The sequence below is a fragment of the Pseudolysinimonas kribbensis genome, from assembly GCF_030161895.1.
Lineage (GTDB): Bacteria > Actinomycetota > Actinomycetes > Actinomycetales > Microbacteriaceae > Pseudolysinimonas > Pseudolysinimonas kribbensis.
Window position 1 is genome coordinate 1,563,241 of sequence record NZ_BSVB01000001.1, and the last position, 18,284, is coordinate 1,581,524.

The window sequence follows — 18,284 nt, forward strand, 5'->3', positions numbered from 1 at the left end:
TGGCGGAGGGCGTGGGATTCGAACCCACGAATGCTTGCGCATCACCAGTTTTCAAGACTGGCTCCATCGGCCGCTCGGACAGCCCTCCCGGAACGGCCCGAGCATAACGGAGCCGGCCCGGGCTAGGCGGGGAACCGCCGCGCGAGCACTGCGGCGACGCCGTCCTCGAGGTCGCTGCCGGTCGTCTCGTCCGCGACCGCGAGCACCTCGTCCGGCGCCTGGCCCATCGCGACACCGATGCCGACCCACTCGAGCATGTCGATGTCGTTGCGTCCGTCGCCGATCGCCAGCACACGGGAGCGGGGGATGCCGAGCTCGCCCGCCACGAACTCCAGGCCGGTCGCCTTGTTGACGCCCTCGGGAGCGATGTCGAGCCACGCGGTCCAGCCGACGTTGTAGGTGACCTTGTGCAGGCCCATCCGGTCGACGATCTCCAGGAAGTCGTCGATCTGATGGTCGGGGAGATGACGACGAGGCGGGTCGCGGCGACGTGGGCGAGCTCGTCGAAGTCGACCCGCTCGCTCGCCGCGGCGAGCGAGCCGTCGGGGAAGTGGCCGGTGTAGCGGAACAGGCCGTCGGCGTCCTCGACCGCGAAGCTCGCGCTCTCGAGGTGGTGCCGGATCGTGCCGAGCACCTCCGAGGGATCGAACGTCTCGACGTGCACGCGTGCATAGCCGAGCGGCGCCGCGGCATCCCGGCCGAGCACGATCGCGCCGTTCGCGCACACCACGAACTGCGAGACGATGCCGAGCCGTTCGAGCACGGGCAGCGTCATCGACACCGAGCGACCGGTTGCGAGCATCACCTCGTGCCCCGCCGCAGCCACGCGCTGGACGGCCTCGACGGTCGCGTCCGTGAGGGTGCCGTCCTCGTGGAGCACGGTTCCGTCGATGTCGAGGGCGACGATCCAGCGCGCGCTGTTGGGCAGAGTCACTTCGCGACGGGCTCCAGCACCTCGAGGCCGCCGAGGTACGGGCGCAGGGCCTCGGGCACGGCGACCGAGCCGTCGGCCCGCTGGTGGGTCTCGAGGATCGCGACGATCCAGCGCGTCGTCGCGAGCGTGCCGTTGAGCGTCGCGACCGGCGCCGTCCTGCCGCTCTCGGTGCGATACCGGATGTCGAGCCGGCGCGCCTGGAACGTGGTGCAGTTCGAGGTCGAGGTGAGCTCGCGGTAGGTGCCCTGCGTCGGGACCCACGCCTCGACGTCGTACTTGCGGGCGGCGCTCGAGCCGAGATCGCCCGCCGCGGTGTCGATGACGCGGTAGGTCAGCCCGAGCGACTGCAGCATGCCCTCCTGCAGCGCGAGCAGGCGAGCATGCTCGGCCTCGGCGCCCGCGGGCTCGATGTAGGTGAACATCTCGAGCTTCTGGAACTGGTGCACCCGGATGATGCCGCGGGTGTCCTTGCCGGCAGAGCCCGCCTCGCGCCGGTAGCAGGTCGACCATCCGGCGTACCGCAGCGGACCGTTCGACAGGTCGAGGATCTCGTCCTTGTGGTAGCCGGCGAGCGCGACCTCGCTCGTGCCCGTCAGGTAGAGGTCATCGGCCTCCAGCCGGTAGATCTCGTCGGCATGCGCACCGAGGAAGCCGGTGCCCGCCATGATCTCGGGGCGCACCAGGGTCGGCGTGATGAGCGGCGTGAAGCCCGCGTCGAGCGCGCGCTGCAGGCCGAGCTGCATGATCGCGAGCTCGAGCCGGGCGCCGACGCCCTTGAGGAACGAGAACCGCGCGCCCGAGACCTTCGCGCCGCGTTCCATGTCGATCGCGTCGAGCAGCTCGCCGAGGGCGAGATGGTCGCGGGGCTCGAACTCGAACGACGGGACCTCGCCGACGGTCTTGAGCGTGACGAAGTCGTCCTCGCCGCCGGCCGGCACGCCCTCGAGCACGATGTTGCCGATCGCGCCGGCGACCCGCGCGAACTGGGCCTCGGCATCCGACACCCGCTGCTGGCCGGCCTTCACGCGCGCGGCGAGACCCTGCGCCTGCGCGACCAGCGCGGCCTTCTCGTCCTTCGGCGCCTTCGCCACGACCTTGCCGAACGCGTTCTGCTCGGCCCGGTCCGCCTCGAACGAGGCGATCGCGGCGCGCCGCTCGGCGTCGGCGGCGACGGCGTCGTCGACCAGCCGCTCGGACTCGCCGCGCAGCCGCTGCGAGGCCTTGACGGCATCCGGCGACTCGCGAATCAGCTGCGGGTCGATCACCTGCCCATCCTACGGACGAGGAGGCGGCGGATATCCTGACCGGCATGGCCGCCCCCGCCCCGTCTCGGACCCGCCAGGCGGCCGTCGTCTACAACCCGATCAAGGTCGACCTCGACCGTCTGCGCGATGCCGTGGCCGCCGCGGAGAGCCGCGAGGGCTGGCGCAAGAGCCGCTGGCTCGAGACGACGCCCGAGCAGCCGGGGGCGAGCAGGCGCGCCGGGCGATCGCCGACGGGGTGGATGTCGTGCTCGCCGCCGGCGGCGACGGCACCGTGCGCGCGGTGGCCGAGGCGCTGCGGGGCAGCGACGTCGCCATCGCGCTGCTGCCGGCCGGCACGGGCAACCTGCTCGCGCGCAACCTCGACATGATCCTGACCCACCTGGCCGACTCCGTCGATCTCGCCTTCGGCGGCACCGACCGCCGGATCGACATGGGCGTGATCGAGCTCGACCGCCCGGACGGGTCCGCCGAGGAGCACGCGTTCCTCGTCATGGCCGGCTTCGGGCTCGACGCGAAGATGATCGCCAACGCACGGCCGGAGCTGAAGAAGCGCGTCGGCTGGCTCGCCTACGTCGACGCGATCGCCCGTGCGCTGCGCGACACCGACCGGGTGCGCATGCGGGTGCGCGTCGACGGCGGCGAGGAGCGCACCGCGAGCGTGCACACCCTCATCGCCGGCAACTGCGGAGCGCTGCCCGGCAACGTGCTGCTGCTGCCCGACGCCGAGATCGACGACGGCCTGTTCGACGTCGTGACCCTGCGACCCGAGGGCCTGCTCGGCTGGGTGCAGATCTGGGGCAAGATCACCTGGGAGAACGGCGTCCTGCGCCGGGGCGGCTCGGTCGGGCGCAAGCTCGCCGGCATGGCGCGGGAGGTGCGGGCGCTGCGCTACTACCGCGCGCGGGAGTTGGACGTGCGGCTGGAGCGGCCGGAGGAGTTCGAGCTCGACGGCGATCCGTTCGGCGAGGTCATCGGGTTCCGCCTGCGGGTCGATCCGGGGTCGCTCATCGTGCGCGTGCCCGCGTGAGCGGTTCCGGATGTTCGGTCCGCCACCGCCGGGCGAGCAGGGCGAGGATGGCGATCCCCGCGACCAGGAAGCCGCCCGCCAGGGGCGGGGCGAGCGCCAGGATGGCGTAGCCGGCCTGCGCGACCGCGAACCGGCGATCCATCTCGCTCGGCTGGCCATTCACCGCCGAGAACATGCCGCTCGAATCGAGCACCGCCACCGCGGTCGATACGGCAGCGATCGCGCCGGCGGCGCACAGCACGCCCACCACGGCGAGACCGACAGCCCGCCCCTCACCGTGAGCGACCCCCGACGGCGATCGCGGCGATGACGGCGACGAGCCCCGCCAGCACCACGGGCGGCATCAGCAGGTACGGCAACTGGCCGAACACGGCGCCATCCGGAGTCGACATGTTCTGCTGACCCTGCACCATCACCCACGTCAGCCAGCCGCCGACCGCCAGCAGCGCGACACCGGTCACCGCGAGTGCGATGCGGAAGGGGTTGTACCGCGGCTGCTCGATCCACGCGTCGTCATCGGGCGCCGCCGGCTCCGCGGGAACGGAGTCGGCGGGAACGGACTCCGCGACCGCCGGAGAGGCCTTGGCGGGGGCGGGATCCGGTGGGTCGGGAGGGTTGACGACCCGTGCCGCGGGATCCCCGTCCCAGCCGCGCTGGAACCGGGGGTCGTACCGCGGGTCGGTCATCGCGATCCGGCCTCCGGCTCCCCGGCGAGGAGTCCGCGCAGCCAGTCGCGCGCGTCGATGAACACGGCATCGTCGTAACGCGGCGCGGCCTCGATATGCCGGCGATCGGCGGCGGGGTAACTCCCCAGGAAGGTGACATTCGGACTGAACCGCTTGAGCCCGAGCAGGGCATCGGCGACCCGCTCGTCGTGGATGTGGCCCTCGAAGTCGATGACGAACCGGTACCGGCCGAGGGCGTCGCCGATCGGCCGCGACGTCAGCAGCGACAGGTTCACACCGCGGGTCGCGAACTGCTCGAGCATCTCGACAAGGCCCCCGGATGATCGTGCGGCAGCTCGACGACGACGCTCGTCTTGTCGGCGCCCGTGCGCTCCGGGATCGCGCGCGACGCCGAGACGAGCACGAACCGGGTGACCGCGTCGCGGTTGTCGGCGAGCTGCGTCGCGAGGATCTCGACCGGCAGCAGGGTCTCGATGCCGGGCGGGGCGATCGCGGCATCGACCTTGCCGTCGACGAGCAGCTGCGGGGCTGCGATGTTCGAAGTCGCGATGAGGTGCTCGTGGCCGGGCAGCTCGCGGTCGAGGCGGCGATGCGATTGCGCGTACGCCACCGGATGCGCCGCGATGACCCGCACGTCGTGCAGCGCCGTCCCCGGGCGCACCGCGAGCACGAAGTCCACGGGCACGAGGTGCTCGCCCACGATCCGCAGCCCCGGGATGCCGGCGAGCGCGTCCTGCGCGGCCGTCACGCCGCCCTCGATGCTGTTCTCGATCGCGATCATCGCGGCCGTCGCGCGTCCGCTCACGACATCGTCGAGCGCCTCGCCCACGTTGGTGACGGCCCTGCGGCGCTTGGGGACGGCTCCCGGCACCTGATCCAGCGCCGTCCAGGTGAACGTGCCCGCCGGGCCGAGGTAGCTGTAGATCGGCTCCGGCATGGTGAGGAGTCTATTGAGCGCGGCAGACTGGGCGGGTGGATCCTCGCGCGGGGCAGCCCGCTTCGCCCTCCGACCTGACCGACATCCACGAGCTCGTCGGGTCGTATTACGCGCTCGTGCCCGATGCCGACGATCCGGCGCAGCGGGTCGTATTCGGCACGAGCGGGCACCGCGGGTCGAGCTTCGATCGCGCGTTCAACGAGACGCACATCGCCGCGATCACGCAGGCGATCGTCGAGTACCGCGCCGAGCAGGGCATCGGGGGCCGCTGTTCATCGGCGCCGACACCCACGCGCTGTCCCGGCCGGCGCAGACCACCGCGCTCGAGGTGCTCGAGGCCAACGGGGTGCACGCGATCGTGGACGAGTTCGACGACTACGTGCCGACGCCGGCGTTGTCGCGGGCGATCATCCACCACAACCGGCAGCTGCGACCCGGGCGCGAAGCGGAGCACGCCGACGGCATCGTCATCACGCCGAGCCACAACCCGCCGCGCGACGGCGGCTTCAAGTACAACCCGCCGCACGGCGGCCCGGCCGACACCGAGGCGACGAGCTGGATCGCGGCGCGGGCGAACGACCTCATCCGAGGCGGCCTCCGCGACGTCACGCGCTCCGAGCCGAGCGCTGTCGACCAGTACGACTACCGCGACGCGTACGTGACCCAGCTGGCCGAGGCCATCGACATCCCCGCGCTGCAGAAGGCGGGGCTGCACGTCGGAGCCGACCCGCTCGGCGGCGCGAGCGTGCACTACTGGGCGCTCATCGCCGAGAAGTACAGGCTCGACCTCACCGTCGTGAACCCGGTCGTCGACCCGCAGTGGGGCTTCATGACGCTCGACTGGGACGGCAGGATCCGGATGGATCCCTCGAGCCCCTCGGTCATGGCCGGCACCGTCGCCCGGCTCGGCGACTTCCAACTGCTGACCGGCAACGACGCCGACGCCGACCGGCACGGGATCGTGACCCCGGACGGCGGCCTCCTGAACCCGAACCACTACCTGGCCGTCTGCATCCAGTACCTCTACGCCAACCGGCCCGGGTGGCGACCGGATGCCGCCATCGGCAAGACGCTCGTCTCGAGCTCCATGATCGACCGGGTCGCGGCGTCGCTCGGGCGGCGGCTGTGGGAGGTGCCGGTCGGGTTCAAGTGGTTCGTTCCGGGGCTCATCGACGGGTCGGTCGGCTTCGGCGGCGAGGAGAGCGCGGGAGCGTCGTTCCTGCAGCTCGACGGCCAGGCGTGGACGACCGACAAGGACGGCATCGTGCTCGCCCTGCTCGCGAGCGAGATCCTCGCCGTGACCGGCAGGACGCCGTCGCAGCTCTACGCGGAGCTGACGGCCGAGTTCGGCGCGCCCGCGTACGCCCGCATCGACGCGCCCGCGAACACGGCGCAGAAGGGGCGGCTGGCGAAGCTGTCGGGCACCGACATCCACGATGCCCAGCTCGCCGGGGATGCCATCACGGCCAAGCTGACCACCGCACCCGGCAACGGGGCCGCGATCGGCGGCGTCAAGGTGGTGACCGAGAACGCGTGGTTCGCGGCGCGGCCGAGCGGCACCGAGGACGTCTACAAGATCTACGCGGAGTCGTTCCGCGGCCCGGAGCACCTCGCGCAGGTTCAGGCGGAGGCGAAGCGCATCGTCGACGGTGCTCTCGCCGGCTGAGCGCTCGACCTCAGTAGCTCGGCGCCGGCGCGTACCCGAAGAAGGTCTCGAGCGACGGGAAGCCCTGCTTCTGCAGCTCGGTGGCGAGCTCGACGCCGACGTAGCGGAAATGCCACGGCTCGTACTCGTACCCGGTGATCGGCTCCTGCCCCTGCTGATAGCGCACGACGAAGCCGTACCGCCACGAGTTCTGCGCCAGCCACTGGCCGGCCGCCGTGGTGCCGAAGCCCTGGTTGGTCGCGGTGTCGATGTCGACGGCGAGGCCGGTCTGGTGCTCGCTGTACCCGGGGCGCGCGCTCTGCCGGTCGGCCTGCGCCTGCCCCAGCCGACGCACCCAGCCGTTGTAGACGGAGACCTGATCCGGGTAGCTGCGGTACGGGCTCACGACCGTCAGGCCGTCGCCGGTCGGTGACTGCGCGTGGTAGTCGGCGAACATCTTCTGCATGGCCGCCACCGCCTCCGGGCGCATCAGTCCCTTGTAGCCCGGCAGGTTGAGGGGGCGAGCGCGGGTGCGTAGTCGCGCGGGTTCAGCGGGTGCTGCTTGTCGACCATGACCCAGAGGCTCGTCGCATCGGTGGTCGAGAACTGGTTCTTGTCGAACGTCGGGGTCGGGGTCGGCGTGGGCGTCGCGGACGGCGAGCGGGTCGGCGACGCGGAGCGCGTCGGTTTCGGCTTCGCCGTGGCCGGCACCAGCAGCAGCGTCACGAGCCCGATGACCACGATGAGCAGCACGACGACCGCGGCGATCATCGCGGACAGGAATCCCTTGCGCGACATGACGCGGGGAGGCGGGGAGGTCTCCGGCACCCGCCCAGGGTAGCGTCGGAACGATGACAGACACCGTCGTCCACGACGAAGCCCACGACCGGTACGTGCTCGAACGCGACGGCGCCGAGATCGGCACATCGATCTACGAACTCGGCGACGGCATGATCCGGGTCCTGCACACCGAGGTCGACGAGAGCCTGCAGGAGCACGGCCTCGGCTCGGCACTCGTCAAGGGGATGCTCGACGACATCCGGAGCCACAGCGACCGCCGGCTGGTGCCGGTGTGCCCGTTCGTGCGCGGCTATCTCGCGCGTCACGCGGAGTACCGCGACCTGATGTCGCGCTGACCCGGCGCGCAGGATGCCGACCTATGCTGTCGCCGTGGACTGGCTGATCTTCGGCGGCATCGTCGTCGTTCTGGTGCTGCTGGGCGTGCTCGCGCAGTACAAGGGCTGGATCGACCTCTCCGCCAAGAACTCCGGCAAGGGCCGCGCGATGGGCGGCGCGGGCATGATGGCCGTCGACGAGGTCTTCCACCCGACCGCGTACGAGGCCCGGCTCGATCAGGACCGGCAGACCTCGATGCCGGCGCCGGCTCCGGTTGCGGGCGACGGCGACCGCGACGTGTACAAGGGCAACGTCAAGATCGAGCTCTGAGGCCTCCCTACGCCGCTGCTCGACCCGCTCACGGCACGCGGGTGATCCAGCCCGGCGTCGCGAACTTCGTGCGGACGAGCTCCTCGGCCGCCGCGAGCTCCTCCGGGCGCAGCTCGTCGTCGTGCAACCCGTGCAGGGCGCGGAACGTGTCGACCATCCGCTCGATGACCGCCTCGCGCGGCAGGCCGGTCTGACTGCGCAGCGGGTCGACCCTCTTGTTCGCCGACTTGGTGCCTTTGTCGCTCATCTTCTCGCGGCCGATGCGCAGCACCTGCACCATCTTGTCGCCGTCCATGTCGTAGCTCATGGTCACGTGGTGCAGCACGCCGCCGTTGCCGAGCCGCTTCTGCGCGGCGCCGCCGATCTTGCCGCTGGGGCTCGCGATGTCGTTCAGCGGCTGGTACGTCGCATCGATCCCGAGCGACTTGAGTGCTTCGATGGTCCACTCGTCGAGGAACGCATAGCTGTCGGCGAACGTCATGCCCTGCACGAGCTCGATGGGCGCGTAGAGCGAATAGGTGACGGCCGACCCCGGCTCGATGAACATCGCGCCGCCGCCGCTGATCCGCCGGACGACCTCGAACCCGTAGCGGTCGGCGTTGTCCTGATCGACCTCGTTTCGCACCGACTGGAAGCTGCCGATCACGACGGCGGGCGACGCCCACTCCCAGATCCGCAGCGTCGGCTTGCGGGTGCCGGCCCCGACCTCCTCGGTGAGCACCTCGTCGAGGGCGAGGTGCATCATCGGGCTGAGCGGCCCCGGGTGCAGCAGCTGCCATTCGTAGTCCTCCCACGACGTGGCGCGCTGCAGGGCTCGGCGCACCGCGGTCGCGACGGCGTCGGGGGAGAAGCCGAGCAGCACCGCGCCCTCCGGGAGCGCACGCTGGATCGTCGCGGCGAGAGTGCGTCCGTCGGTCTCGGCCGGCATCCCGTTGACCGCGCCGTCGATCGCGGCGAGCGCCTCGTCGGGCTCGAGGAAGAAGTCGCCGGCGAGCCGGAAGTTCCGGATCACGCCCCCGTCGACATCGAGATCGACCACCACGAGCTTGCCGCCGGGCACCTTGTACTCACCGTGCATGCGTTCAGCCTATGAGCCCGCGCCTGGCCAAAAACGCCCAGTGATTCGCCGACTCAGTGGGCGTTTTTGGCCAAGCGGGCGGAGCCACTCGACGAGGTCGGCGATGACCTCGGCTCGGGTCGTCTCGTTGTAGACCTCGTGGCGGGCACCCTCGTAGAGCTCGAGGGTGACGTCGGTGAGACCGCCGCGACGGCGGTAGGCCTGAGCGAGCAGGGTCGCGCTGCGCGGGCCGCCGAGCGCGTCGTCGGTGCCGACCTGGATGAGCAGCGGCAGGTCCCGGGCGAGCCTGCGCGGGGTGCCGAGCAGCCGCAGCGCGTCGAGCAGGCCGTAGAGCTGAATGGTGCGCGCCTCGAACGTGAGCGGGTCGTCGCGGAACCGGGTGGCGACCGCGGGGTCGCGGCTCAGCCATTCCGCGCCGGTGCCGCCCGGCATCCGGAACCGCTTGTTCAGGTCGCCCGAGTTCATGTGACGGAACGTGCGGTACGCGGTGCCGCTCAGCACCGCGCCGTCCCACGGGGTCGCGTCGTCGTTCAGCAGCATCTGCGCGAACAGCGACCCCATGCTGTGCCCGAGCAGCACGAGTGGCAGCGCCCCGTGCTCCGCCCGCACGTCGGCCGTGAAGCTCCGGATGCCCGCGATCGTCGCGCGCACGCCGCCCGGTCCGAGCCGGCCGAGCTTCGAGACGTCGCCGCCCCACTGCCCCAGCCCCGTCGCCCCGTGCCCGCGGTAGTCGAGTGCGCGCACGGTGTAGCCGGCCGCGACCAGGTCGCGCGCGAGCGGTTCGTACCGCGTCGCGTACTCGCCGAGGCCGTGCAGCAGCTCGACGATCCCGCGCGGCTGCGCCGCATCCCAGCGCCAGGTGTGGATCTGCACGCCCTCGGCGTCGGTGAACGTCGCCTCGACCGCGGTCGTCTGTGCTTTCCCGCTCTGGGACATGCCCGAATCCTAGGAGCGCGCGGGCCTCCACGACCGAGCGTTAGCGTCGCTAATGAGCTAGGCTAACGGTTGTGGCTGCGCGACTGGATGACGACGAGCTGCGCCTCGTCGTGCAGCGGGTGGCCCGGCGCATCCGCAACAACCGCCAGGACGAGGGCATGAGCGACTCGCAGCTCGGCGTGCTGTTCCGGCTCGAGAGGGGCGGCGACGCGTCGCCGAGCGCCCTCGCCGACCACGAGCGGGTCTCACCGCCCTCGATGAACCGCACCCTCAACGGGCTTGAGGGCCGCGGGCTGGTGCGACGCGAGCCGTCCGCCGACGACGCGCGCAAGGTCGTCGTGTCGATCACCGACGCGGGCCGCGAGCTCATCCGTGAGACGCGTCGGCTGCGCACCGCGTGGTTCAGCCGGCAGGTCTCCGCGCTGAGCCGTGAGGAGCGGGCGGCGCTGGAGGCGGTGGTCCCGATCCTGCGCAGGATCGCGGACGCATGAGCGCCCGGATCGCGACGGTACGGCGATGAGTTCGGCATTCCGCTCCCTGGGCGTCTTCAACTACCGCGTCTGGTTCGCCGGCGCGACCGTCTCCAACATCGGCACCTGGATGCAGCGCACGGCCCAGGACTGGATCGTCCTGACGATGCTGACCAAGAACGACGCGACGGCCGTGGGCTTCACGATGGCCCTGCAGTTCGCCCCGCAGCTGCTGCTGACCCCCATCACCGGCCTCGCGGCCGACCGCCTCGACCGGCGGAGGCTGATGATGGCCACGCAGGGGACGATGGGGGCGCTGGGGCTCGCGCTCGGCATCCTCACCGTCACCGGCACGGTGCAGCTGTGGATGGTCTACGCCTTCGCCCTCCTACTGGGATGCGCATCCGCGTTCGACGCACCGGTGCGGCAGACCTTCGTCTCGAGTCTCGTGCCGCCGAGGCTGCTCTCCAACGCGGTCGGCCTCAACTCGATGTCGTTCAACAGCGCGCGGCTCATCGGCCCCGCGGCGGCGGGCCTGCTCACCGCGGCGGTGGGCGCCGGCTGGGTGTTCCTGATCAACGCGATCACGTTCGCGGCGACGGTCGGCGCGCTCTTCCTGTTCCGTCGCAGCGAGCTGCTCCCGCATCGACGCGTCGCGCGCGCCCGAGGCCAGGTCCGCGAGGGGCTGGGCTACGTGCGACGGCGAAGCGACCTGCTGCTGGTGTTCACGATGGTGTTCCTGATGGGCACGATCGGCATGAATTTCGCGATCTACTCGTCGACGATGGCGAGCGTCGCGTTCCACCAGGGGGCCGAGACGTTCGGCCTGCTCTCCTCGGCCTTCGCCGTCGGGTCGGTGATCGGGTCGCTCTTCGCAGCCCGGCGCGAACGCCCGCGGCTGCGCTCGATCACCCTCGGGGGCGCCGGCTTCGGCTTCGCCCTCATCGCCGCCGCGTGCATGCCCACGTACTGGTCGTTCGCCCTCGTCCTGCCGCTCGTGGGGGTCTCCGCGATCACCATGATGAACAACGCGAACGCCTATGTGCAGACGACGACGGACCCGGCGCTGCGCGGTCGCGTCATGTCGCTCTACATGGCGATCGTCATGGGCGGCACGCCGATCGGCGCGCCGCTCATCGGCGCCATCGCGAACGCGTTCGGCCCGCGCTGGAGCCTCGTCGCCGGCGCGTTCGGCGGGCTCATCCCCGCCGCGATCGCCGCCGCGTGGTGGATCCGGCGGCGCAACGTGCGGCTCGGGTGGGATGCCGGCCGTCGCTGGCCGCTCGTGCTGCGGCGCGGCATCGACGTGGAGGTCGCGACCGAGTCGATCGCGATCGAGGAGGCCGAGGCCCAGAAGGGCTGAGCACCCCGCGCCTTTGCGCGCTCGTCGCCGACCCGCTGTGCGTCGTCGCCCCGTTGGAGGAACCCCTAGCGTGGACTCGTGAGCTCCATCGCCGGCTCGACCTGGTCGGGCACCCATCGTTTCGCCGCGCCGCGCCTCGTCGAGGCCCGATCGATCGAGGAGGTGCAGCGGGTCGTCGCCGCCGGCGGGCCGATGCGCGCGCTCGGCACCCGGCACTCGTTCAACGATCTCGCCGACACGGAGGGCACCCTCGTCACGGTCACGGGGATCGACCCCGACATCCGGATCGACGCCGACGCGGGCACCGTCACGGCCGGCGCCGGCATCCGGTACGCCGAGGTCGCGGCCGCGGTGGGCGAGGCCGGCTGGGCGCTGCACAACCTGGGATCGCTGCCGCACATCTCGATCGGCGGCGCGACCGCGACCGGCACCCACGGCTCCGGCGACCGCAACGGCAACCTGTCGACCGCCATCCGCGCGATCGAGTACGTCGATCACCGCGGCGAGCTCGTCACGGCCCGCCGCGGCGATCCGGACTTCGAGGCCCTGCCGGTGGGCCTGGGCGCCTACGGCATCGTCGTGCGGCTCACCCTCGACCTCCAGCCCGGCTACCTCGTGCGGCAGGACGTGTACGCGGGCCTGCCGTGGAGCACCGTCCTGTCCGACCTCGATTCCGTGACCGGGGCCGGCTACAGCGTGAGCCTGTTCACCCGCGACTGGGCCGGCGAGACCGTGCCGATGGCGTGGGTCAAGCGCCGCCTCGATGTGGATGGCGTGCCCGACGCCTGGCTCGGCGCCCATCGCCGCGCCGAGCAGGTTCCGATCTTCGACCTCCCGGACCCCAACGTCACGCTGCAGGGCCGGCTCGGACCCTGGTATGAGGGCCTGCCGCATTTCCGCGTCGATTCGACACCGAGCGCGGGCGCCGAGATCCAGAGCGAATGGTTCGTCGGCCGCGGCGACGCCCCGGCGGCGATCGAGGCGGTGCAGGCGGTCGCGGGCCGCATCGCACCGGTGCTGCAGGTGAGCGAGATCCGCACCATCGCCGCCGACGAGCTCTGGCTGAGCGAGGCGTACCAGCGCGACAGCGTCGCCCTGCACTTCACCTGGGCCGACGACGCGGAGGGCGTCGCGCGCGCGGTCGACGTGGTCGAGGAGGCCATCGCGCCGTTCGGCGCCCGCCCGCACTGGGGCAAGGTGCACCACTTCGACGCCGCCGCGATCGCACGCGTGGTGCCGCGCGCAGCGGACGCCCGGCGGGTGTTCGAGCGCCTGGATCCCGACGGCGTGTTCGCCGGCCCCGCGCTGCGGCGGCTCGGGCTGCGCTGAGTCAGGCGAAGCGGAGGCCGAGGCCGAGCGACGGACCGCCCGAGACCCAGCCGTCCTCGACAAGGACGCCCGTCGGCGCGGTGAGGGCTCCCAGGTCGGCGAATCGCGCCTCCTCGACGTCCTCGACCCACGCCGTGCCTGGCAGGGCGAACGCGAGCTGCGCCGAGAGCTCCGGCAGCAGGTGCGGCGCGAGCTCGACCCCGCGCTCCCGGGCGAGCTCGGCGATCTCGAGGAACGGCGTGATGCCGCCCACGCGCACGACGTTCGGCTGCACGATCGCGGCGGCGCCGGCGTCGAGCACGTCGCGGAACCGGTACAGCGTGTGCAGGTTCTCGCCCTGGGCGATCGGGATCGAGGTGCGCCGCGCGAGCTCCGCGTAGCCGCTCGTGTCGTCGGCTCGCAGGGGCTCCTCGAGCCACCGGATGCCGAAGCGCTCGATCGCCGCGGCCGCGTCGGTCGCCCGGGCGAGATCCCATCGCTGATTCGCGTCCACCATGAGGGCGCGATCCGGTCCCAGCACCTCGCGCACGGCGGCGATGCGGTCCACGTCCTCCGCGAGGTCCGGCTTGCCGATCTTGATCTTCACCGCCCGGAACCCCTGGCCGACCCAGCGCCGCGCCTGCGCGACGAGGTCCTCGAGCGGGTAGTGCAGATTCACCCCGCTCCCGTAGGCGGGCAGCCTGTCGTGCCGGCGGCCGAGCAGCTCGGGAAGCCCGACGCCCGCCCGTCGCGCGCGCAGATCCCAGACGGCGAGATCGAGTCCTGCGAGGGCGATCGTGGTGACTCCTGCGCCGCCCGCCTCGTGCACGCGCTCCCAGCACGAGCGCCAGAGCGCCGCATCGATCGGCCGGCCGACGGCGAAGGGCGCGACGTCGTCCTCCAGCAGCGCCTGCACGGCGCGCAGCCCGATCGTGGGCGTCCACGAGAAGCCGTGACCGACCGCGCCGTGCTCGTCCCGCACGTCGACCACGACGACACCGACCTCGCGCACGTCGTCGCCCCACGGACGGGTCAGCGGGATGCGGACCACGCGGGTGCGCACCTCCCGCAGGAGGGGGCCGGGCTCGCCCCCGCGAGCGGATCCGCGGGACTCCGGATCACGCCGCGAGCTCCCGCCCCCGACGCAGGAGCGCGCCGAGCCGATCGAGCTGCGGCGGTGCCGGATCGACGAGGGGGGCCGCACGGATCCCACCGGTCGGCCCTGCAGGCGAAGCCCCGCCTTGATGAGCGAGACGGCGAAGCCCGGCGTCTCGTCGCGCAGCGCGACCAGGGGCGAGTAGAAGCCGTCGAGCAGCCGGTCGCGCGCGGCGGTGTCGCCCGCGCGATCCGCCCGGAAGTAGGCCGTCGCGATGTCGGGCGCCATCGCGAACACCGCCGAGGAGTAACGGGGAACGCCGATCGCCGCGTATGCGGACTGGCTCATCTCGGCCGTCAGGAGGCCGTTGAAGAACAGCAGCTCCCGACCCGCGGCACGCGCCTCGAGCACCATCCGCTGCATGAGCGCGACGTCGCCGACGCCGTCCTTGAGACCGACCACGGTCGGCAGCTCGAGCAGGGCGCGCAGCGAGACCGGCGTGAACTGCGCGGCGCCGCGGTGATAGACGATGAGGGGCAACGCCGTCGCGCGCGCGATCGCGGCCACATAGGCGATGAGGCCGGCCTGCGGCCCCTGCACGAGATACGGGGGCATGACGAGAAGACCGTCGGCTCCGAGCTCCTCGGCCGTGCGTGCGACGTCGAGCGCGTGACCGAGGGGGCCGCCGACCCCCGCGATGAGAGGTGCCCGGCCGGCGATCCCCGCGCGCGCCGCCCGGACGACGGCCGCGTACTCCGTGAGTCCGAGGGCATGGAACTCGCCGGTGCCGCATCCGGCGAACACGCCGGCGGCGCCGTGGTCCACCCCTCCCGCACCAGGTCCTCGGCGAGCGAGGGCACGACCCGGTCCGCCTCGTCGAAGGGGGTGACGGGGAAGAACAGCACCCCTTCACCGAAACTCAGCTCACGCAACGCCGGCCTCCGTCTCCCGCTCGGCGAGCTGGTCCCGCCAGAGGCGCGTCGCACGCCAGCCGAGCACCTCTTCGGCCAGCCGGCTGCTGAACACCGCATCGGCGTCTCCGAGGTGGCGTGCCTGATCGGCGACCTCCGGCACCAGGCGCGCCAGCGCCTGCCCGACGGGCTCACGGACGAGCGAATCCGGAGCGCCGACGAAGAACACGCCGCCGTTCGGCACCGACGCCGCCTGGCGCAGCCAGGACAGCACGAAGTCCCCGCCGTCGCGCGCGTCGAGATAGTTGAACAGCGACACCGCCGCCAGCTCCGGATCGGCGAGCCGCTCGGCGATCGTGTGCCCCTGCTGGGTGGGCGTCCCCGCCCACTCCTCCGGCGCGATCACGTAGCACGGGCGGAATGCGGCGATCCGCAGCCGGTCGCCGTGCTGGCGCACCGTCATCGCGACCAGCGACTCGATGGCGGCCTTCGACAGCGCGTAGCCGTTCCAGGGCGCGACCGGATGCCGTTCATCGATCGGCAGCACGCTCGGCACCCATCCCGTCGGGCTTCCGTACCCGATCACGGTCGGGCTGCTCGCGAGCAGCAGGGACGGCACGCCGATCTCGAGCGCCGCCTCGCGCATGACCCAGGCGAGGGTCGTGTTGACGGCGAAGATCTGCGGGTCGGGCAGGCTGAACGGCACCGCGATCGCGGCCAGGTGGACGATCCCGTCGGGACGGATGTCGGCGACCGCGTCGAGCGCGGCGCCGGGGACGAGCAGGTCGACCTGCCGCTGCTCCGCGCGCAGCCCGGCCACCGGGGACCGGTCGACCGAGACCACATCGTGCCCCGCCTCGGCGAGCACGTCCACGACGCTGCGACCGAGCCGGCCGGAGCCACCGGTCACGAGGTACCGGCTCACGCGATCGCCATTCCGAGCGCGCGGGCGCCGGCCCCGAGTTCGATCTCCGACACGCGCACCGCCTGACCCGTCTCGAGCGACCTGTTGCCCGCCAGTCCGACGGCGACCGCGCGCACCCCGTCCGGCCAGCCGGCGACCCGGCCGAGGGCATCCTCGTCCGGACCGCGGAAGACGTCGCGGAGCAGGATCCGGTCGCCGCCTCCGTGACCTCCGGCGCCCATCGGGATCGGCACCTCCTCGGCCGGCGCGAAGTGCTCCTGCACCACGAGACGCTCGCTGACACCGCGGGTACGGTCGGCCCGCACGCCCTCAGGATGCGCGCTCGGGTCGACCGTGACCCGCCCGTCCTCGCCGATCAGCACCGCCCCGCGCTCGACGACCGCGAGCTCGGCACGACCCGCGGTGCCGTTGATGGCGATCGAGTAGCCCTCCCACGGCGAGTGGGCGTTGAGCGAGTACGACATGCTCGGCCCGCCGGCGTAGTCCACGACGAGCGACAGGTTGTCTTCGATGGTGATGCCCGGGTCGAACACGTCGCGGTCGCGCAGGTAGCCGTCGTAGCGCTCCTGGTCGTAGTAGAGACCGCGCAGCTCGGGGTCGGCGCGCAGGTCGAGGCTGAACGCGTCGCGCAGCGGCGAGTCGATCGACCCGCGCTCGGCACGCGGTCCCAGGCCCCGCCTTGCCGCGTTGTCGGCTCCGTAGAAGCGCAGGCCGCCACTGGCGAACACCCGGGACGGGACGTCCGCGATCCACCAGTTCACGAGATCGAAGTGGTGGGACGCCTTGTGGATGAGCAGGCCGCCGGAGTTGCGCTTGTCGCGGTGCCAGCGCCGGAAGTAGTCCGCGCCGTGCGCGGTGTCGAGCACCCATTCGAAGTGCACCGACGTGACCTCGCCGATGCGCCCGGAGGCGACCACCTCGCGCAGCGCCGTGTTGCGCGGGGCGTAGCGGTAGTTGAAGGTGATCGTGACATCGCGCCCCGAACGATCGGCGGCCTCGGCGATCCGGCGCACCCTCTTCGGTCGTCGTGAGCGGCTTCTCGACGACCACGTCCGCGCCCGCGTCGAGGGCCGCGACGACGTAGTCGGCGTGGGTGAGGTCCGGCGTCGTCACGATGACGCGATCCACCCGGTGCTCCCGGATGGCGGCCCCCAGATCCGCCGGGTCGAATCGCGCCGGGCGCCCGAGCGTCTCCCGGCCGGGCAGGGAGGCGCTGTAGTCGAGGCGGCCCGGATTGCGGTCCGCCCAGGCCACGAGCTCGGCGACGTCGGCATGGTCGCCCGCGATCGCGTCGAGATACATCTGCGAACGCGAGCCCGAGCCGACGAGTGCGTATCGGCGGCGTGTCACGACTTTCCTCACTTGATTCCGGTGGTGGCGATCCCGCGCACCAGGTAGCGCTGTCCGATCAGGAACGCGATGAACAGGGGCACGAGAGAGACCACCGACATCGCGAACATCGACCCGTAGTCCGAGCTGGACTGCGCATCGACGAACCCCTTGAGCGCGATCGACGCGGTGAACTCGTTCGGCGAGCGCAGGTAGATGAGGGGCCCGAAGAAGTCCGCCCAGGTCCAGATGAAGGTGAAGATCGCGGTGGTGGCAAGAGCCGGCGTCATGAGCGGGAGGGTGATCCCGGCGTAGATGCGCAGGTGGCCGGCACCGTCGATGCGGGCCGCCTCGAAGATCTCGTCGGGCAGGGCGCGGATGAACTGCACCATGAGGAAGACGAAGAACGCGTCGGTCGCCAGGAACTTGGGCACGATGAGGGGCAGGAAGGTGTTGAGCCAGCCGAGGTCCTTGAAGATCACGAACTGGGGCACGAGCACCACTTGGAACGGCAGCATGATCGTGCCGAGCATGATGGCGAAGAACAGCGACCGGCCACGGAAGCGCAGGCGGGCGAACGCGTAGGCGGCCAGCGAGCACGAGACCAGGTTGCCGATGATGGCGCCCACCGCGACGACGGCCGAGTTGAGCAGGAACTGCCCGAACGGGAACTCCTGGGCCGTCCACCCCTTCATGTAGTTCTCGAGCGTCAGGTGGCTCGGGAAGATGCTCAGGTCGCGGAAGATGTCCGCGTTCGGCTTGAGCGACGACACGACGAGCCAGATGAGCGGGTAGAGCATGATCACGCAGAGCGCGAGCAGGGCGGCGTGCCGGAGGATCGACTGCCAGATCGGCCGCCGACCGCGACGTCGTCGTCGTCGCGGCGCGAGGACGATCGGCGTCTCGGCGTCGAGAGCGGTCATGGTCG

17 protein-coding genes, 1 tRNA gene and 5 pseudogenes are annotated in these 18,284 nt (G+C 71.7%); 7 read left to right on the plus strand and 16 right to left on the minus strand.

Going from position 1 to position 18,284, the window contains the following annotated elements; translation table 11 throughout:
* The 4 genes and pseudogenes from QQK35_RS08775 to serS all read right to left on the minus strand — a co-directional run bounded on the left by QQK35_RS08775 (position 1) and on the right by serS (position 2,199).
* Positions 1-88: transfer RNA gene (locus QQK35_RS08775), tRNA-Ser, on the minus strand.
* Between the two features lie 34 nt (positions 89-122).
* Positions 123-419, minus strand: a complete 297-nt coding sequence (locus tag QQK35_RS08780) for an HAD family hydrolase (RefSeq protein ID WP_284253838.1) — start codon at positions 417-419, stop codon at positions 123-125.
* Positions 420-754: 335 nt separating this feature from the next.
* Positions 755-934 (minus strand): annotated as a pseudogene (locus QQK35_RS08785) (HAD hydrolase family protein); the annotation flags it as partial.
* Entirely contained in the window at positions 931-2,199 is a 1,269-nt protein-coding gene (serS, locus tag QQK35_RS08790; protein ID WP_284253839.1) for a serine--tRNA ligase, read from the minus strand. The pseudogene QQK35_RS08785 and the gene serS, both read right to left, overlap by 4 nt.
* A gap of 235 nt (positions 2,200-2,434) precedes the next feature.
* Between serS and QQK35_RS08795 the strand changes: the two genes are divergently transcribed.
* Positions 2,435-3,226 carry a diacylglycerol/lipid kinase family protein gene (locus QQK35_RS08795; RefSeq protein WP_348534916.1) on the plus strand — a complete coding sequence of 264 codons (792 nt, stop codon included), beginning with the start codon at positions 2,435-2,437 and terminating at the stop codon, positions 3,224-3,226.
* Here the strand turns inward: QQK35_RS08795 and QQK35_RS08800 are convergent.
* From QQK35_RS08800 to pheA, 3 genes and pseudogenes are all read right to left on the minus strand, one after another.
* Entirely contained in the window at positions 3,204-3,476 is a 273-nt protein-coding gene (locus QQK35_RS08800; protein ID WP_284253840.1) for a hypothetical protein, read from the minus strand. The two genes, QQK35_RS08795 and QQK35_RS08800, sit on opposite strands and share 23 nt — an antisense overlap.
* Before the next feature lie 22 nt (positions 3,477-3,498).
* Positions 3,499-3,912 (minus strand): hypothetical protein, encoded by a 414-nt coding sequence (locus QQK35_RS08805; protein ID WP_284253841.1) that lies wholly within the window; start codon positions 3,910-3,912, stop codon positions 3,499-3,501.
* Positions 3,909-4,849: pseudogene (pheA, locus tag QQK35_RS08810) on the minus strand (prephenate dehydratase). The gene QQK35_RS08805 and the pseudogene pheA overlap by 4 nt, the downstream one beginning before the upstream one ends.
* Positions 4,850-4,884: 35 nt before the next feature.
* Here pheA and pgm point away from each other — a divergent pair.
* A pseudogene (pgm, locus tag QQK35_RS08815) lies at positions 4,885-6,515 on the plus strand (phosphoglucomutase (alpha-D-glucose-1,6-bisphosphate-dependent)).
* Positions 6,516-6,525: 10 nt separating this feature from the next.
* Here the strand turns inward: pgm and QQK35_RS08820 are convergent.
* Together QQK35_RS08820 and QQK35_RS08825 are read right to left on the minus strand one after the other, a co-directional pair.
* On the minus strand, positions 6,526-6,984 hold the full coding sequence (locus tag QQK35_RS08820) for a M15 family metallopeptidase (protein WP_284253842.1): 459 nt from the start codon (positions 6,982-6,984) through the stop codon (positions 6,526-6,528).
* Positions 6,984-7,322 (minus strand): hypothetical protein, encoded by a 339-nt coding sequence (locus QQK35_RS08825; protein ID WP_284253844.1) that lies wholly within the window; start codon positions 7,320-7,322, stop codon positions 6,984-6,986. Before QQK35_RS08825 ends, QQK35_RS08820 begins: the two co-directional genes overlap by 1 nt.
* Before the next feature lie 23 nt (positions 7,323-7,345).
* Between QQK35_RS08825 and QQK35_RS08830 the strand changes: the two genes are divergently transcribed.
* Both QQK35_RS08830 and QQK35_RS08835 read left to right on the plus strand, forming a co-directional pair.
* Complete coding sequence (locus QQK35_RS08830) at positions 7,346-7,630, plus strand: GNAT family N-acetyltransferase (protein ID WP_284253845.1); 285 nt, start codon at positions 7,346-7,348, stop codon at positions 7,628-7,630.
* 34 nt (positions 7,631-7,664) lie between these two features.
* Complete coding sequence (locus tag QQK35_RS08835; protein ID WP_284253846.1) at positions 7,665-7,940, plus strand: hypothetical protein; 276 nt, start codon at positions 7,665-7,667, stop codon at positions 7,938-7,940.
* Positions 7,941-7,968: 28 nt separating this feature from the next.
* On the opposite strand, the gene lplAB is transcribed toward QQK35_RS08835, so the two are convergent.
* Together lplAB and QQK35_RS08845 are read right to left on the minus strand one after the other, a co-directional pair.
* The gene (gene lplAB / locus QQK35_RS08840; protein WP_284253847.1) at positions 7,969-9,018 is read right to left on the minus strand and encodes a lipoate-protein ligase LplAB; all 1,050 of its coding nucleotides are present in this window, start codon (positions 9,016-9,018) and stop codon (positions 7,969-7,971) included.
* A gap of 9 nt (positions 9,019-9,027) precedes the next feature.
* Positions 9,028-9,954, minus strand: coding sequence for an alpha/beta fold hydrolase (locus QQK35_RS08845; RefSeq protein ID WP_284253848.1), 927 nt, complete (start codon positions 9,952-9,954; stop codon positions 9,028-9,030).
* Between the two features lie 71 nt (positions 9,955-10,025).
* Between QQK35_RS08845 and QQK35_RS08850 the strand changes: the two genes are divergently transcribed.
* The 3 genes from QQK35_RS08850 (at position 10,026) to QQK35_RS08860 (ending at position 13,116) form a co-directional block, all read left to right on the plus strand.
* Complete coding sequence (locus QQK35_RS08850; RefSeq protein WP_284253849.1) at positions 10,026-10,445, plus strand: MarR family winged helix-turn-helix transcriptional regulator; 420 nt, start codon at positions 10,026-10,028, stop codon at positions 10,443-10,445.
* A gap of 25 nt (positions 10,446-10,470) precedes the next feature.
* Positions 10,471-11,787 (plus strand): MFS transporter, encoded by a 1,317-nt coding sequence (locus QQK35_RS08855; protein ID WP_284253850.1) that lies wholly within the window; start codon positions 10,471-10,473, stop codon positions 11,785-11,787.
* A gap of 78 nt (positions 11,788-11,865) precedes the next feature.
* The gene (locus QQK35_RS08860; RefSeq protein WP_284253851.1) at positions 11,866-13,116 is read left to right on the plus strand and encodes an FAD-binding protein; all 1,251 of its coding nucleotides are present in this window, start codon (positions 11,866-11,868) and stop codon (positions 13,114-13,116) included.
* Between the two features lies 1 nt (position 13,117).
* On the opposite strand, the gene QQK35_RS08865 is transcribed toward QQK35_RS08860, so the two are convergent.
* From QQK35_RS08865 to QQK35_RS08885, 5 genes and pseudogenes are all read right to left on the minus strand, one after another.
* Positions 13,118-14,158: a mandelate racemase/muconate lactonizing enzyme family protein gene (locus QQK35_RS08865; protein WP_284253852.1), complete on the minus strand. Its 1,041-nt coding sequence runs from the start codon at positions 14,156-14,158 to the stop codon at positions 13,118-13,120.
* A gap of 55 nt (positions 14,159-14,213) precedes the next feature.
* Positions 14,214-15,114 (minus strand): annotated as a pseudogene (locus QQK35_RS08870) (5-dehydro-4-deoxyglucarate dehydratase).
* Position 15,115: 1 nt separating this feature from the next.
* On the minus strand, positions 15,116-16,027 hold the full coding sequence (locus tag QQK35_RS08875; RefSeq protein WP_284253853.1) for an NAD-dependent epimerase/dehydratase family protein: 912 nt from the start codon (positions 16,025-16,027) through the stop codon (positions 15,116-15,118).
* Positions 16,024-17,329: pseudogene (locus tag QQK35_RS08880) on the minus strand (Gfo/Idh/MocA family protein). The gene QQK35_RS08875 and the pseudogene QQK35_RS08880 overlap by 4 nt, the downstream one beginning before the upstream one ends.
* Before the next feature lie 56 nt (positions 17,330-17,385).
* Positions 17,386-18,279 carry a carbohydrate ABC transporter permease gene (locus QQK35_RS08885; protein WP_284253854.1) on the minus strand — a complete coding sequence of 298 codons (894 nt, stop codon included), beginning with the start codon at positions 18,277-18,279 and terminating at the stop codon, positions 17,386-17,388.
* Positions 18,280-18,284: the final 5 nt, after the last annotated feature.